General features: G+C 44.0%; 16 protein-coding genes and 1 pseudogene. 1 reads left to right on the forward strand and 16 read right to left on the reverse strand.

Translation table 11 applies throughout. The features are described from left to right. Positions 1-555: 555 nt before the first annotated feature. The 12 genes and pseudogenes from ACO0K2_RS10530 to ACO0K2_RS10585 form a co-directional block, all read right to left on the reverse strand. Positions 556-1,401 (reverse strand): serine hydrolase, encoded by an 846-nt coding sequence (locus ACO0K2_RS10530; protein WP_423018497.1) that lies wholly within the window; start codon positions 1,399-1,401, stop codon positions 556-558. A gap of 186 nt (positions 1,402-1,587) precedes the next feature. Further along, positions 1,588-2,114 (reverse strand): annotated as a pseudogene (pal, locus tag ACO0K2_RS10535) (peptidoglycan-associated lipoprotein Pal). 353 nt (positions 2,115-2,467) lie between these two features. Continuing rightward, positions 2,468-3,832: an ATP-binding protein gene (locus ACO0K2_RS10540; RefSeq protein WP_423018499.1), complete on the reverse strand. Its 1,365-nt coding sequence runs from the start codon at positions 3,830-3,832 to the stop codon at positions 2,468-2,470. Beyond that, on the reverse strand, positions 3,808-4,473 hold the full coding sequence (locus tag ACO0K2_RS10545; RefSeq protein ID WP_423018501.1) for a response regulator: 666 nt from the start codon (positions 4,471-4,473) through the stop codon (positions 3,808-3,810). Before ACO0K2_RS10545 ends, ACO0K2_RS10540 begins: the two co-directional genes overlap by 25 nt. A gap of 33 nt (positions 4,474-4,506) precedes the next feature. Beyond that, complete coding sequence (locus ACO0K2_RS10550; RefSeq protein ID WP_423018503.1) at positions 4,507-5,079, reverse strand: cytochrome b; 573 nt, start codon at positions 5,077-5,079, stop codon at positions 4,507-4,509. A gap of 47 nt (positions 5,080-5,126) precedes the next feature. Beyond that, positions 5,127-5,885, reverse strand: coding sequence for a hypothetical protein (locus ACO0K2_RS10555; protein WP_423018505.1), 759 nt, complete (start codon positions 5,883-5,885; stop codon positions 5,127-5,129). 19 nt (positions 5,886-5,904) lie between these two features. Then, positions 5,905-6,357, reverse strand: a complete 453-nt coding sequence (locus ACO0K2_RS10560) for a hypothetical protein (protein ID WP_423018507.1) — start codon at positions 6,355-6,357, stop codon at positions 5,905-5,907. A 28-nt stretch (positions 6,358-6,385) separates the two neighbouring features. Then, positions 6,386-7,168 (reverse strand): hypothetical protein, encoded by a 783-nt coding sequence (locus ACO0K2_RS10565; RefSeq protein WP_423018509.1) that lies wholly within the window; start codon positions 7,166-7,168, stop codon positions 6,386-6,388. Between the two features lie 75 nt (positions 7,169-7,243). Then, a complete protein-coding gene (locus ACO0K2_RS10570) occupies positions 7,244-7,840 on the reverse strand; it encodes an undecaprenyl-diphosphatase (RefSeq protein WP_423018511.1) in 597 nt (198 codons plus the stop codon). A gap of 55 nt (positions 7,841-7,895) precedes the next feature. Continuing rightward, positions 7,896-8,231 carry a PepSY domain-containing protein gene (locus ACO0K2_RS10575; protein ID WP_423018513.1) on the reverse strand — a complete coding sequence of 112 codons (336 nt, stop codon included), beginning with the start codon at positions 8,229-8,231 and terminating at the stop codon, positions 7,896-7,898. Positions 8,232-8,413: 182 nt separating this feature from the next. After that, a complete protein-coding gene (locus ACO0K2_RS10580; protein ID WP_423018515.1) occupies positions 8,414-9,736 on the reverse strand; it encodes an ATP-binding protein in 1,323 nt (440 codons plus the stop codon). After that, a complete protein-coding gene (locus ACO0K2_RS10585; RefSeq protein WP_423018517.1) occupies positions 9,733-10,395 on the reverse strand; it encodes a response regulator in 663 nt (220 codons plus the stop codon). Before ACO0K2_RS10585 ends, ACO0K2_RS10580 begins: the two co-directional genes overlap by 4 nt. Before the next feature lie 219 nt (positions 10,396-10,614). On the opposite strand from ACO0K2_RS10585, the gene pstS reads away from it, so the two are divergent. Beyond that, entirely contained in the window at positions 10,615-11,652 is a 1,038-nt protein-coding gene (gene pstS / locus ACO0K2_RS10590; RefSeq protein ID WP_423018519.1) for a phosphate ABC transporter substrate-binding protein PstS, read from the forward strand. Positions 11,653-12,223: 571 nt separating this feature from the next. Here the strand turns inward: pstS and ACO0K2_RS10595 are convergent. The 4 genes from ACO0K2_RS10595 to cydX form a co-directional block, all read right to left on the reverse strand. Continuing rightward, positions 12,224-14,554 carry a methyl-accepting chemotaxis protein gene (locus tag ACO0K2_RS10595; protein WP_423018521.1) on the reverse strand — a complete coding sequence of 777 codons (2,331 nt, stop codon included), beginning with the start codon at positions 14,552-14,554 and terminating at the stop codon, positions 12,224-12,226. A 667-nt stretch (positions 14,555-15,221) separates the two neighbouring features. After that, entirely contained in the window at positions 15,222-15,848 is a 627-nt protein-coding gene (locus tag ACO0K2_RS10600; RefSeq protein WP_423018523.1) for a hypothetical protein, read from the reverse strand. Between the two features lie 3 nt (positions 15,849-15,851). Continuing rightward, on the reverse strand, positions 15,852-16,136 hold the full coding sequence (locus tag ACO0K2_RS10605) for a cyd operon YbgE family protein (RefSeq protein ID WP_423018525.1): 285 nt from the start codon (positions 16,134-16,136) through the stop codon (positions 15,852-15,854). A 5-nt stretch (positions 16,137-16,141) separates the two neighbouring features. After that, positions 16,142-16,255: a cytochrome bd-I oxidase subunit CydX gene (gene cydX / locus ACO0K2_RS10610; protein ID WP_423018527.1), complete on the reverse strand. Its 114-nt coding sequence runs from the start codon at positions 16,253-16,255 to the stop codon at positions 16,142-16,144. Between the last annotated feature and the right edge of the window lie 27 nt (positions 16,256-16,282).

The raw sequence follows: 16,282 nt of genomic DNA on the forward strand, positions 1-16,282 counted from the left end.
GCAGCATTCGACATTAGGTTACCGCTCTCCCGTTCAATATCTGGAAGACTGGATGAAGAAACAAAATCAAGAGAATCTCGCTGCATGACATTCACCTGATGGTGAACTAATTATCGAGGGAAGCTCAATGGTCACTCAACGAATATTCATTAATAACTCGTTCAACAATCTCAAGAATCACAGTTTCGTTTTTTGTATTACGGCCATGAAAATTGCCAAAACCTATAGCCCAACATGAACATGGAATAATAATGAGGATAAAAAATGCGTATTTACGCCTGATGCCTCCAGTAGAAAATTTAGATCAAGTCATCGACACATCTAAAATTTTCTTTTGTTTCGACATAAACACTACGCTGACGGCGACCGGTTTATTCGAAGAAATTAATAGGTTATCTCAACATACCGTTAGCCAAGGAATAAAAATTGACCCAAGATTGCGAATTTTGAAGTCACTCTTGTATATGCCATCTAATCATTTTTTACAGGATTCGCTTTCTCTTTTGCCTTGACGCAATTAATCTAGAAGCAGAGCAGCTAACCCAAACCGTTTACTTAAATCTTATCCGAACCGGAATGGCGATTGAGTGAAGCATGAATTACCGAGGCAGCACCGCTATTCCTTATCAACCGCGAAATATTCATTGCATCTACAAAACGTAAAGAACTGGTACGCGCGTTCAGTAATACTAAAGTTGCTTTTTTCTGTGCAAGCTTTATTTTCATGATAAGGCAATTTCCCGCTTCATTCGTAAAACCTGTCTTCGATAGCAAAATATCCCAGTCTTTTCTCCCTACAAGTCGATTAGTATTGTGAAATAGACGTTTGCGTCCTTTGATAGCAATCGTATCGTCACTATCAGTTGTGATGTTAGATATGTCTGGATAGTGTGATGCTGCGAACGCCATTTTGACTAAATCAGCAGCAGTCGAGGTATTTTCCGGAGATAAGCCAGTTGGCTCTTTAATGACGGTATTTGTCATACCCAAGGCTTTTACTTTGATGATAACCGCTTTTTGAAAGGCTAAGTTGCCTCCAGGATAAGTGCGAGCCAACGCCGCAGCCGCGCGATTGTCAGAAGACATCAAGGCTAATTGCAAAACATCTCTTCTTGATAAGGTGGTACCAATGGGCACATGAGATAGACTGTGTTTTAAGGTATCGAGATCAGCTTTTTCTATGGAGATCATTTCATCCATATTAGGTTTGCTGTCGAGAACAACCATTGCTGTCATTAGTTTCGTTAACGATGCGATGGGTGCGATCTCAGTTGCATTCTTTTCTAACAAAATTTTACCAGTGCCGTCCTCAACAACAATTGCATGTTGCGAATTTAACTGTACTGCCGAAACGCCACTTATGTGCAATACCAAACAAAAGCCAATTAAGTGTTTTAACATTATTGGTATCCAGATAAGATCAACAGTAATGCTGAGTAGCTAGTTCATCGAAAGCATTTATCACGCTTTCTAAGTTAGCTTCGCTCAACCGATGATCCTCACAAATTCCATACCAGGGATAGCAAACTGACGATGGAGCGCACGGTTCATTTTCACTGCGCACTCCTAATCACAATGCTCTAGGAATTATTTACCTGAATAGATAATGTCTGCACGACGATTTTCAGCCCATGAAGCTTCATCATTACCAGTTGCTTTTGGTTTTTCTTTACCGAGTGATACAGCTTCCATTTGTGACTCTGGCGTACCTAGCAATGCAAGAGATTTACGGACAGCTTCAGCACGTTTTTGTCCTAATGCCAAATTGTATTCACTACCACCACGCTCATCAGTATTCCCTTGAATTAAGATTTTTTTGTCTTATTGGCAGTCAAGTATTTTCCGTAGGCTTCAAGCACCGGATTGAATTCAGATTTAATTACATACTTGTCGAAATCAAAATATACGCTGCGCTTTGATAAAATATTTTTTGGGTCATTAAGTGGATCAACGAATGGCGTAACGACAGTTGCAATTGCACGATTATCAGCAACAGGTGCTTTTGCAACAGGTGTTTCTGGTGCAGGCGTTTCAGCAACTTTAACTGGGGAGCTGCAAGCTGCTAACAAGACAGAAGCGGATGCAAAAATGAAGAGCTGGGTAACGGCACGCAATGAAATTTCCTCTAGAATACTTTTAATAAAAAGATAATTTAAGTAATTTGAATGTTTTTGGGAAATAGTACACTTTAAGACTTTCCTAGTTTGCATTAGTAAACTTAGATGAATCTTAAAGTTTCAAATCACAAGAGAAAAACCATCAACTATTCTTAATTTACTTGACGTTAGTCTGATCCTCGATCAGTAGTTAACATTCAAGGTAACTCAGAACAATCTAAAGTAATAAAAAATAAAATTTTGAAATAACCGCGAGACACCTAATCTATAAATGATCACAAGAACACATTTCATTACAAGAAAATACCTAAATTTATAATCCAAGAGTGCTAAAGCTCTAACGTTAAAACTTAGTTCCTTGCATTAGAGATTGGGACGGACACAGACACAAAGAGACCAGAATGACTTACATTGTCTGAGAACTCTAGTTGAATTTCAGCGCCAATCCGATCTGCGACTGCCTTGACGATGGAAAGACCCAGACCCGATCCGACTTGATCGCTACCAACAGTGCGATAGAACGGGTCGAACACCCGCTCTCGTTCTGTTGCTTGAATACCTGGCCCTGAGTCTTGAATTCGTATTACTGCGTGAAGTTCCCCCGTGGTGACCGAGAGATCAACCCTCCCTCCATCCGGAGTGTAGCGAATGGCGTTATCGACTAAGTTCATTACTATAGCAACTAGGTCCTGTTCGTTCACCCAGAGTTGGGCGTCTTGTTCTCCCTCGACGCCTACGTCGACGTGCTTGTACTCTGCCAGAGGCATAAGGTCTTCCAGCACGCGTCGATAAACTCTCTGCACCGATACAGACGACTTGGGTCGGTCGAGCGCCGACTGAGCCCTGGCCAACGTGAGAAGTTGAGACAGCAGGTTTCGACTACGCTCTATACCTCGGCGCAGTTTCATGAGACGTTCACGCGCGAGGTCAGACATGTCCGCCTGATCCAGTCGCTCCGCCTGCAGTGACAAGGCGGTTAAAGGTGATCGAAGCTCGTGCGCAGCATCCGCGACAAACCTTCGCTGGACTTCCATTGAATGGTCAACACGGGCAAGCAAACGGTTGATCGCCACCACGAATGGGCGAACTTCGGCGGGAAGATGGTTCTCATCAATGGGATGTAGTTCTTGTTCAGCGCGTTGATCGATTTCTACCGACAAAGAATCGATGGGCCGAAACATCTTGCGCACAAGGTCAGCCACGATCAAAAGCAGGATGGGAACCAAAATCAGAAACGGCATCAAAGTACGCAAGGCACTGTCGCGTGCAATTTCATCACGAATACCCGTTTCTTGTGCCACGGCGACCCGCTCGCCACTAGACGTTGTTTTGACAAGCACTCGGAACGGTTCACCACTGACATCAAGCGTATGCAGACCATCGGATAGCGTGATCGGTAGTGTCAGAGGTGCTCCCGTATCTCTATTTCCGGCTACATTGACGCTATCCGCAAGATATTGGACGATAACGCGGGACTCTTCATAGCTGTCTTTGGCGCGGCCATCGTCTCCAAAATGGACAAGCGGCAGGTGGTGCCGATCAAAAAGCGCTGCAACTTGGCGCAGCATATCGTCTTGCAGTTCGTGAGCTTCGTCGAATGCAGATACGAAGGAGAAAATGCCCGCCACCACCGCAATGAGCAAAATGGCTAACGATAACGAAAATGATAGCTTGAGCTGAACCGATTCGTTCAAACGTTTTTTGAAACCATCCATCCAACCCCCCTGACATTCTTAATGACTTCACCGCCCAACTTGCGCCGCAGTGCATGGATCAGGAATTCGACAGCGTTGCTCTCGACCTCTTCACCCCATCCGTAGATTCGATCTTCTAAATCACTACGAGAAAGAATGGCACCAGGGCGTACCAGCAAGGCTTGCAACAAGGCGAACTCACGATTAGATAGTTGCACAGGGGCACTGCTGTTGACCACCGCCTCACGTGTCGACGTATCGAGCGACACGACACCGTTACTGAGCACGGGAGTCGCGCTTCCTCCCTTACGTCGCAGCACCGCCCGCATGCGGGCAAGTAGTTCGGCCATTTCAAAAGGTTTGAGCAAATAATCATCGGCCCCGCCATCTAGGCCGCGCAGTCGATCATCGAGGCCGTCGCGAGCGGTGATAATGAGCAATGGAACCGGATAATCTTTGGCACGAATGTTCATTAGCACCTCCAATCCGTCCTTACCGGGTAGTCCAAGGTCAAGTAGCACCATGTCATAGTGCTGACAAGCGAGTGTACCGAGGGCAATTTGGCCGTTCATTATCCAGTCGGCAGCATACGAAGCATCTTTCAGTACTCCTTGGATCGCTTCGCCAATCATGGTGTCGTCTTCGATAAGCAATACTCTCACTCTAACTCCTTATGCTATTACTGGATGCCCGATTTATTTGCTCTTCATCTGCCAAGGCAACATTGAGGACAAGACTCCATCCTTCAGTTTAAATTGGTGAAACAGTGCGGCCAATGCATGAATTCCAGCCAACCAGAGGATGGTATCGCCAAGTAGCTTGTGTACATCTCCCCAGTCTGCAAGATTTGCCAAATGCGAGCCTGCGATCAAGGGCAGCTTTTCAATACGAAACCCGCCCAACAAAGTCAGAGGATTGGACTCACTTCCCAATGCCAACAGCGCAGTCAACGGCAAGGAAAAAAGCAATCCCCACAATGCAATGTGCATTAGTCGGCCGAGTAGATGCATCCATGGCTGCATCTGAACATTTGGTGCAGCAGGACGCACTGCAATCCATAACAAGCGCAGAAATGTTAGCGTAAATACAGCGATGCCCAAAGACTCGTGCCATACGATGTCAATTCTTGTGCCAGGGTCAATACCTTCACGCAGCAAATGACCAAAGTCACCGGGCCCCAGAACGAATGCAATGACAACAATGATTGCGGTAACCCAATGGAAGGCTTTACTCAGTTTATCGTATTGGACAAAAACGTTATTTTTCATGTTTGACTGGATTTGAAGGTTGTAATGGCTATTTGTAGTCCGCATACTCAATGCGCAGTTCTAGCAGCACGTTGCTTGAACAACAAGATGACAGTGAGCATGAAAGCAAAAAGCGCTGCTGATGCTGAATAACGACTAAGGGCCAACCCGCCTGAACTTAGCGGCTTATCCAAAAAGTCCCCCACCACGGCCCCAAGAGGCCGGGTCAAAATAAATGCTGCCCAGAAAAGCACGGTTCGCGACACATTTGTCCAATAGTAAGCTGCAACGACCAAGACCAAAAGCCCACTAAACACAATGGCACCGCCGGTATAACCCAATCCTGCCGTATCCGCAGTCCAATCGCCCAGCGTCGTCCCGAGAGTCTGGGAGAACATGATGGTTACCCAATAGAACATTTCGGCCTTGGGCAAACTTACAGCGCTAACCGAAACTGAGCCTAGCGTTCGATGCCATGCAAATAGTGAACCGAACAACAAAGCCATAAGTAAGGTCGAGCCACCAGCATACCCAATGCCGAGGGATCGGTCTACAAAATCAGCCAGCGTCGTTCCGACTGTGGTGGTTGCAATGATCGTTGTCCAGTAAAGGAGGGGTTGAAAGTTATTAGTCTTGATTTGAGCAACGACCGCAGCCAAAAATACGGCTGAAAAAATAAACGTACCAATCAGGTAGCCCAAATTCATCGACATTGAAACGGCGTCGCCACCTGTTTCACCGAGCGTGGTGGCCGCAATCTTGATGATCCAGAAAACGAGAGTAACCTCTGGAACTTTGCTCAGGGCTTTTTCTGTTGAAATATTCATATTGATTCGTTTTCTCTATTCAGAGCTTCGCTTGTAACGAGTCAAAAGTGGCTAACAGGTCAGCTATAGCCTTTTTGCAGTCGGTTTGATTGGGGGCATCTGCACGCAGTGCGCTAAGGGCGGGATCAATGGCTTTGTCGAGCCTGTGCCAATCATCCGCTGCGCGAGGCTTCAAGCCTGCCTCCGCCGAGTCCCATGCGACCTCCAAGTCCTTGATCCGTGCCTTTGCCGCTGCTAGATCGCCCTTATCCACTATGGTGGCAACGTCTGCGGCAATGTTCCGAAATGCAGACAAGTCCCCCAATTTGGACGCCTGCTTTGCCTGCGGCGCGGAAGTGGTCTGACTTGTCGCTATTACGGCAGGGCCTGCGGTACCGATGTCGGTGGATTTTGAGCATCCAGCCGCAAGGGCCAAGAGAGCGATAGCCGATAGTGCAACAATAGGACGGGTTAGCAAATTCAAATGACGCATGATTTTTCCTTGAATTATTAGGTAGAGGTTATTCGGCGGCTTGTGCATTCATGCGGCGGCCAATGCTGAACTGCGCAACGGCGACCAACATCACAATCACTGTCAGGAACAATGCGCTGGTCCACATGGCACCCATGCCAAGGCCGCCATAAGTTTTGGCCTGGGTCAGCAGGTCACCGAGCGCGGCACCGAAGGGGCGAGTCAGGACGTAGCCAATCCAAAAAGTCAGTACGGCGTTACCGCCTAGGCGGAATACCGCATAGGTGATAGCGATCAGTGTGCCGAACGACACCGCTCCCCATGTGAAACCCAAGCCAAGCGCTTCAGTCGCCAAGTCACCTGCCGCGGTACCCAATGCAAATGTGCAGAGAATGGCCGACCAGTAAAACAACTCTCTACGTCGCGTGAAAATCTCATGGATGGAAAAGCTACGTTCCACCCAAAACCAAACCACAAAAATCGCTGCTAGCGCTACGGCAAATGCCGACGTGCTTACATACAGACTCACGCCTAGCCCATCAGTGAGTAGGTCGGTAATCTGGGTGCCGACTACACTGACCAGCACGACCATAAGCCAGTAAATCCACGGCGTGTAGCGCGGTGTACGCAATTGCATAAATAATGCAACAGCCAGTAGCGCGCCCGTCACGGTACAAGTCGCGATTTGACCGAAGCCTGCATTAACAGCCAGAAAGTCGGCACCAGTTTCTCCGACAGTCGTAGACATAATCTTGATAACCCAGAACGAAAAAGTCACTTCTGGGACTTTATTGAGCCAGTTTGATGCGGAAGGCGTGTTCAGGATATCCATTGAGTTCTTTCCTACAAAGACTAGTTATTTATGGAGCGAGTTTGACTGACCAAACTTAGGCCAGCCTTAGGCATATTATTTGCGGACCAATCCAATTTGAATAAGCTTTCTAAAAAGGACTCGATGAGTGCGGATCGCAAGAATATAAGTGACAGGCATATAGAAGCCTAACGCGCGAAATGCAAGCCAAGTACTCAATACGGCGACCAAGAACGCGCCAACCATATCTAGCGGAAAATGAACGCCGAGATAAATGCGCGACCAAGCAACAGGCAGCCCCAATAGTGCCAGTGCTAGGCCAGCCATACGCGGGCTGCGGTACATCAAGAAACTAAAGGCGACGGCCCACAGGAGCGTCAGATGGTCGCTCGGAAACGAAGAATCAGCCGCATGGGGAATCAGGGTGTGCCCCAGACCGATCATGAAAGGACGTGGATGTTGCCAAACCAGTCCGATAATCTGGTTAATGAGCAAGCCTGCAAGACCGGATGCGGTCGCTTCGAGCAAAACTTTGCGAGTGTGTTCGCTTCCGCGTAGCCAACCGAAACCGATGATGGCTGGAAGCGCTAAGATGGCATACTCAGCGAAAAAAATAGCGAAAGCCAGCGGCATTGTGCTTGGGTGCTCTGGTGCATTAAGCCAGAGAAATAGTGCATGATTGTTGTCTTCCATGTTGTCTCCGGTGCCGAGTCACAAAACTGGAGCGACTCGGCCTTATGGCGTCTAGTCAGTCTTGTTTGTCATGGTCGTCATCTTGATCTGCTTTGTCTTCCACAGAGTAAATAATCGTACCTTTCTCGGCATCGACCCTCACATCGAAGACTTTGGTATCACTGACGACCTCTACATCGTAGACCCAACCCTGCTTAGAGTTCTCGTACTCGGCGTGTAAAGCCTTTCCGTTAGCATGTTGCTCGGCAGTCATGATTGCCTGAATCATCGGGATTTTAGCCTTAGTAATTGACATGACATCATTTTCTATGCCGCCTTGGGCAGCGTAGGCAATGGAGCACCCAGCAGCGATGGCTGCGGCTAGGAGAGAAAATTTGCTGTAGCGATTCATAGTGCTTCTCCAAAAAGAACGCAGGTAGTTGCGCAATCCAGAGTATGCAGAATCTTACTTAGCTGCCACTTAGCTAAAAAAAATTAACTTATGCATTTTTTGTCAACACTTTCCCTTATTAACAAAAAATTACGATAGACGATGTTCAGGAACAAACGGCTCGAAGCCGAAAAATATTAACGTTATTCGTTGCCCGGTGCAGAAGGAAATATCACTTCTACTTTAAGCCCTCCTAACTTAGAGGAAGTCAATTTAATACTTGCGTTGTGCATGTCTACGATCGCTTTTACTATAGCGAGCCCAAGGCCACTGCCATTTTTACTGGTGCCCGGAATACGATAAAACCGATCGAAAATTCGATTTCTTTCCGATTCTGGAATGCCATCACCTGAATCATCAATACTTAGTAGGATTTCATTGTCTTGTTGACCGCAAAAAATCTCTACAGTGCCCCAATCCGGTATATATCTGATCGCGTTATCCAACAAATTGCGTATCATTACTCTCAAATTTTCCGGGTCTCCAAATACAAAACAGCCAGTAACGCCATTTTGTATCAAACTAATATTTTTCCTTTGGGCGAAAATATGCACGTCATTAAACGCGAGGTTTAACACGGATATAATTGAAACCTTCTGCATTACAATCGCCCCTCGATAATTGTGATCCTGTCGCGCCATCATCAATAATTGCTCCACGAGATGTGAAGCGCGGTCTACACCACCAAGAAGACGATCTATCGCTTTTTCATGCATAGTCTCATCGCGAGCGCGGGATAAGTTTTGAACCTGCAGTCGCAATGCGGTAATTGGAGACCTTAGTTCGTGAGCCGCATCGGCAACAAAGCGCTGCTGGGACTGCATTGCGTGCGCTATTCGCAACAATAGAGAATTCAATTCGAAAACTAATGCAGATACTTCTTGAGGAACACCCTCATCTGAAACCGTGTCAGTCGAGTTAGCCTTGCGTTCGGCTAACTGTTTACCAATCCGATTGAGTGGCGATAACGCTGAACTGATACTCCACCATGCAGCACAAAACAGTAATAGCGAAACTGGTATCACCGGCCATAATGTACTCAAAGCAATCGCTATCGCCCTGCGACTCCGTGTGTTCATTTTCTGCGCAACCTGAATCACTCTGTCATGCGCCTTCACGGCATATATGCGCCATTCACCGTTAGTCAATGTTACTGTCGAATATCCAAGTTCAGCCTGCTTAGGTAGCGATCTATATTGACGGGATTGATAAACCCGCTCACCATCAGCTCCCCAAATTTGAACTACTAAATCAAAATTATTACTTTCGATTCCTAAAACAGTTCTAGAGTCAAGTTGTTTAAAATCGCTATCTTGCAATGCCAATGCCATCTGTTGCATGTGGTAATCAAATAATTTATTTGCTTCATGAATAGTGGCGTTAACGGAGGTAGTGAATTGCAAAGCTGCAGCAAGCAGAATAGCAAAGCCAAACATTAAAACAATCTTTACCCGCAAAGATTTCATGCTTGTTTCTCAACCATATAGCCCACACCACGCACATTTACTATAAATTTTTGCCCCAGCTTTTTCCGTAATCCGTGGATATAAACTTCGATAGCGTTGCTGTCTATATCGGTCAGGTCACCAAAGACCTTTTCCTCCAATCGGCTTCGTGACAAAATCGCACCCGGTCTAGAAATTAGGGCATCTAAAATAGCCCATTCTCTTGAAGACAAAATAACTTGCTCTTGCTTTTTACTCACTTGTCTAGTGGCAGAATTGATAATCACATCGCCAGCACAATACAAAGCATCAATGCGCCCGAATGAACGTCGAACCAAAGCATGCATACGTGCGATCAATTCATCGAGATCAAATGGCTTCACTAGATAATCATCAGCACCTGCATAAAGAGCAGACACTCTTTCTGGCACTGTGTCGCGTGCAGTCATAATCAGAACTGGCACGGTATCCCCTCGCTTTCTCAAGGAATTTAAAATTTCAATTCCGTCACGCTGGGGTAAGCTTAAGTCCAACAGTACAACGTCGTAACTATGCTTTAGTAACAACTTTTCTGCCTCAATACCGTTATCGAGCCAATCAACAAAATTAGATTCACTTTCCAACGCAATCTGGATATTTTCTCCAATCATCACATCGTCTTCAACCAACAGAATTTTCATATTTTTTCGCGACAGTTTATCTAATCAAAATTTTAGCTCTTAGCATTGATAATATGTCGGAATTACTAACTATTTGTTGCCTCGACAAGAACTAGCAACAAAAATCTGTTCTTCACCTAAATATGTATAATTTTTCATTTATCATTTTATGTCATCGTTTTGTAATAAATCCTCTGTAAGGTTCGGGGCTCCACGTTTGGAGTTTAAGGATACTTAACAATGAAATTCTTTTTGAAAACCACACTCGTTACTGCTGCAACCCTGTTCACATTTTCTTCTGCAATGGCTGCTGAAATCACTGGCGCAGGATCGAGCTTTGTGTACCCAATCGCATCCAAATGGGCTGAAGCCTATAAAAAAGCGACTGGCAATAGCCTGAACTATCAGTCCATCGGCTCCGGCGGTGGCATCAAACAAATTAAAGCAAACACCGTTGATTTTGGCGCATCCGATATGCCATTGACTGTGGAAGAGCTGGACAAAGAAGACTTACTGCAGTTCCCAGTCGTCATGGGTGGCGTTGTTCCTGTTGTTCACATCGACGGCGTCAAACCAGGCCAATTGAAATTGACTGGCCAAGTCATCGCTGACATCTACATGGGTAAAGTAACAAAATGGACTGATGCAGAGATCGTTGCAATCAATCCAGGCGTTAAACTGCCAACAGAAGATATCACCGTTGTTCACCGTTCAGACGCTTCTGGCACGACATTCCTGTTCTCTGACTATCTGTCCAAAGTCAATGCAGAATTCAAAAAAGTGGTCGGCTCCAGCACTGCTGTGAAATGGCCAGCTGGTTTGGGCGGCAAAGGGAATGAAGGTGTTGCAGCCAACGTGCAGCGTATCAATGGTTCCATCGGTTACGTTGAATTTGCTTATGCGAAGAAAAACAACCTCGCCTACACACAGTTGAAAAACCGTGAAGGTCAGTTCGTTTCTCCAGACGCTGATACATTCAAATCTGCTGCTGCAGGTGCTGCATGGGATAAAACACCAGGCTTCGCTGTCGTATCGACAGATCAACCAGGTAAAGCAAGCTGGCCAATCACTGGTGCAACATTTGTTTTGGTTCACAAAACACAACCAGATGCAGCTAAAGTCAAAGAAACATTGAAGTTCATTGACTGGTCCTACAAAAATGGTACAGCCATGGCCACTGAACTCGATTACATCCCAATGCCATCCAGCGTTGTTGACCTGATCGAAAAATCTTGGAAAGCACAAATCAAAGACGGTTCTGGTAAAGCTGTTTGGTAATTGAAAATTCAAAATCCCTATGCAAAGTTTTTAGTGATTTGAGGTAATAAAATTTGAATTTCTCACGGTAATTCTCCTGATTAAGAGATAAACGCGCAAAAAAAGAGGTTTTCACTTTGTTGTGAAAACCTCTTTTTTATTAAATCATTCAAAACAAAATATAGATACGCTCATATTTTCGATTTGCAGTTGATTTGATCAATCTTGTATAAATAGAGGCAAATTTCGGCTACTAACACTGTTGCCCCCATCATCGACCATCGCAGTAAGCTAGCCATTAGTTCATTCACATTCCACAAAATCAAATTAGACCTGAACTGAGATACGCACTTTAGTTATTAATCTAAGTGCAGATTATATAAATTGATATAGTGGATCGAATAACCGTATAAGCCATGTTAATGCAACATTCATGCGCTAAAATTTATCTCGAGTCGTTGAATTACTGATTTTGAACATCAAACTAGGATCTTCAAAATAAATCGGCGACTTTCTTCAACTAGCTTTTCTCTTCAAATTTTTCCTCCAACTCCGAGCTAGCTGCAATTGATCTGATAGCTAGAAATTTACATCACTCAAAACCTAACCTTTTTATACCAGACAAGATTAAAACTACCGCACTGGTGGCTTGCGAAAAAGGAGTTCCGTGTCGAAGTTGTTCTTCCGCAAGATCATATGATCCCTCATTAATTAATGCTCCAATTTGACCAGCAGTTTGATGAAAATATGCGTGCTTTTCAACGAGTGCTTTAAAACTTTGACGGCCACTTAATCTTTGCCCATCAGAATAAAGCCATTTTCCTAATGAACAACAATCGTCTCGGCATAATGTTTTTACATCAACTTGTTCACGGAGCTCAATAGAGTCACGCAACTTAACTTTCCATTGTCGATGTCCATCTATGATCGCGTCAATATCGATACCTTCAACCATAGCGGAGGACTTATTACCCGGTAATCGGAATTCATCAACTTGTGCAGCTAGGCGAATCGCGATATTTTGCTGAGAATTAGCTGCATCGGCTGTTTCTTCGACCAGTACAGCATTATCCTGTGTATTCCTATCAAGTTCACTTATAGCCTCCCCAATCTGCGAAACACCCAAGCTTTGCTCGCGAGCTCCTGTAGCAACCTCATCTAGCAAGTGCTTAATTTTATCTGCGTTGGTAACAATTTCAGACATGGTTTCGCCAGCATTTTTAACTATTAAAGTACCTGAGATAATCTTTTCAGTGCTACTAGTAATTAAATGTTTAATTTCTTTTGCAGCTTCAGCACTCCGTCCTGCCAGGGATCTTACTTCTGAAGCAACAACTGCAAACCCTCGCCCTTGTTCACCTGCTCGCGCGGCCTCGACAGCAGCATTTAAAGCTAAAATGTTTGTCTGAAAGGCAATGCCGTCAATGACTCCGGTAATATCGCTAATTTTTTTTGATGCTTCTTGAATGCTCTCCATTGTCTTTACCACGTTTGACATTATTTCCCCACCTCGCGTTGCAGTTACAGCATTATCGACTGCAATTAATGATGCCTGCTTAACAGAATCTGCAGTCATCTGCACTGTAGATGTTGTTTGTTCAAGTGCAGCAGACGATTCCTCTAATGACGAAGCCGCTGACTCTGTTCTTGCAGAAAGGTCTTTTGTCCCCTTTGCTATTTCAGCGCTTGATTTTACGACGTGATCACTTGCTGATTGAACCTGTCGAACAGTATCACGAAGGGATAACTGCATATTATTGACTTCTTTTAAAAGACTAGTCATTTCATCGTTTCCAGAAATTGCGATTTCAGCACGCAAATCTCCCATTGAAATATTAATAAGCTGAGATCTTAGTCTTTTAAAACTGACTGCCATTGAGTTATAAAATCCAACAAACAAACAAACAGCAACGCAGATACTAAGTATTGAGATTAATGTTGCGACCCACAATCCTTGTTTTAAAGAAGAATATCGATCAGCTAAAATTTGATCTAAGACGTGCAGATTTTTTTCAACTTGGGAAAAGTGAACCTGGAGTGTGTGATTTGCCACTTCCATGTACAACGCAGAATCCCCAACGATGTTTGATTGACCAGTAGGAAAAGTTTGTTTAATCAAGTCAAAAAATTTATTATTTTCATTTTCTGGAATAATCGTTATGAATTTTGAATAGGGACTATTTGCTTCCATAACTTTTCCAAGCTCCTTTTTCTTTAGTCGTATCTCGTGCTGAACGACCGCTATCCGTTGTTGAATTCCTTGGGATAACTCAGGTGTAGTGGTACCGAGTTTTAGTCCTCGATTACCTAATCCTCTCAAATCTGCAATATTTAAAATAATTTGTGGCTCGCGAATTAGTGTCGCGCTCATCAAATAATAGGAAGGTAGCTCTGGGTCTAATACAAGATCAGATCCATCCGCGACCTTCCCTAACAGGTCCACCAAAGATTGCGACAACTCCGAGAATGTTTTAAAAATGTCGTCAGCAGTTCCTTGAGAGGTTTTTACATTTTGTAGTGCAATTCGAACTTTGTTAATGGCCTCGGAAGTCCCAAATTCAGTACCGGACCTACTATTTTCTTCCTCGATTTTTTTTAACGAATTTTCGAATGCAGAACGTAATTCATCGACCTCTGTTCCGTTACCATCCAAAGCTTTATTTTGCGTCTTGTATCTCCACACACCAGCAAGTTCGAGTGCTGGAAAAATAGATTGTGCATATTGAACTCCCAATCGCTCTTTTTTTACAAATTCAATATTTTCATTTGCAGTGCTTAAATAAGTGCAAAAGAGCCACCCTATCGGTATTAAAAACGAGGTAAAAATAAGAACAATTTTTAATGGGAATTTTAATTGGGACATCAATTCCGCACAGAGACGAAAAATTGCCGAGTTAAACATGTTTATAAATATTTTTCTCATCTTTAATATCTCATTCAACTACGTTTTATATAATGAAAGTCCATGAAAGAATCGTCACTGATGACCTTTCATTTTTCCGTAATGCAAAATAAGCTAAATTCAGATCCTCAAAGGTCTTTTGATTCACTTCTTGCTACATCTTAGCACCTAGTATCTAACGCGAATTAGCTAGCTAACGTTACACTACATTTAAACAACAATTCATCTACACATAGCCGTTAAATTGTGATGCAGCACAAAAAGTATGTTTGTGTATTTTCAGATTAATTTACTGTGATGACATGAGGTAACTTGATATTGTTGGTTACCGTTTTGATAAACTAACTAAAAGAGCTGGTATCTTGGAGCTAGCGGGAGATAAACCAAAGCTTTGTGGGCGGAGTAACATAACTACGCTAGCGATAGATCTTTTTCGAGATAATTAAAAGCACGTAAGTCTCTAAGGCACACTCCAAGAGTGTTTTCTTTGCAGAATTGATGCCACATATTTGCATACTATCTAACGAACTGATGTTTAGGTAGCTGAAACAGAGAGTACTGAAAAGACCATGTGTCCGTTGCGAGAAAATAGCGGTTTGATATTCGTCTACAAGATCCGAGCGGTTCATTTTTTATTTTAGGCTCGCCACCTAAAGTCTTATGATCTACTATTCATACCAGTATTTAGCTATTTATTTCTTTGTTCTACAGCATTCGTTGGTGCTGCAATACGAGCAAAAAAGGCGTCTCTTGTAGCCCCAGAAAACCAAGGGTGCCACAGGCGTTGTTGCAGAACAGTGCTTAGAAACTGCGCTCTCTTCGCATGTCCACTGAACAAGAAAATTTCCGCTGGAAGCATAAATATTTTTTTTGTGGCGCTATTCCACAAGTCACTGGGTGAAACAGGGCGCGGTTGATGAGGACAAGCGTCAACAGTCAACACATCACCGCAAAACAATCGATCACGCCAGAGAAAACTTTTACAGTTAAGGGTATGTCCAGGCGTGTTTAGAAGTTGAAGATACTCATTACCGAACTTTATAACATCACTATTTTCTGGCAAAAAAAGTGTACCTGCTATGTTATAGAGATAGCTGTACGCAATTAAAACACGCTCGTTCGGCTCATTAGCTGCTTCATGTTCATGTGTAAAAAGAATTGACTTCAAGCGTAATCGTTGGTCGTTCAATATCGCGGCAGTGACCGCGACATCATCGATTTTAGGATCAATAAGAATAGCCTCGCTATTAGCCAGATCGCCTAATAAATAGCTGGTATGACCCGATACTTGATCATGAAAAACGCGAAAATACATAATTTACGTATAAATCTTTAAGAAGATCGCTAAGACAATCACAAAAAAACAAGTCCAACCAGACAGCAGCCAGCGCAGTATCCTCATCGACGGAATGAAGCCGACACCTCGTACAAAACCGATACTCATTGCTAAAAAGAGTATAGAAGCAAAACGATGATCAACCTTACCGGAAGAATTAACCATAACTAGCGGGTAGGCCGTGCCTGCCAACATAATTACAATCGCCATCGCCAGACACGACAATTGGGTCAGACGGTCCCAATTAGGATGTTTTAATGCTTTCATGATGATCACTCATCTTGGCCAGATTGAATTCGTGCCTCTTCATTTTCACCCCACATCGCATTCATAATTGCTAATAGGAGTGCGAACCCAACTCCTAGAATCCAAGCGAAATACCACATATTGATTCCCCTTAATTAAACTACTCT

The sequence above is a fragment of the Undibacterium sp. MH2W genome (assembly GCF_049340215.1).
GTDB lineage: Bacteria > Pseudomonadota > Gammaproteobacteria > Burkholderiales > Burkholderiaceae_D > Undibacterium.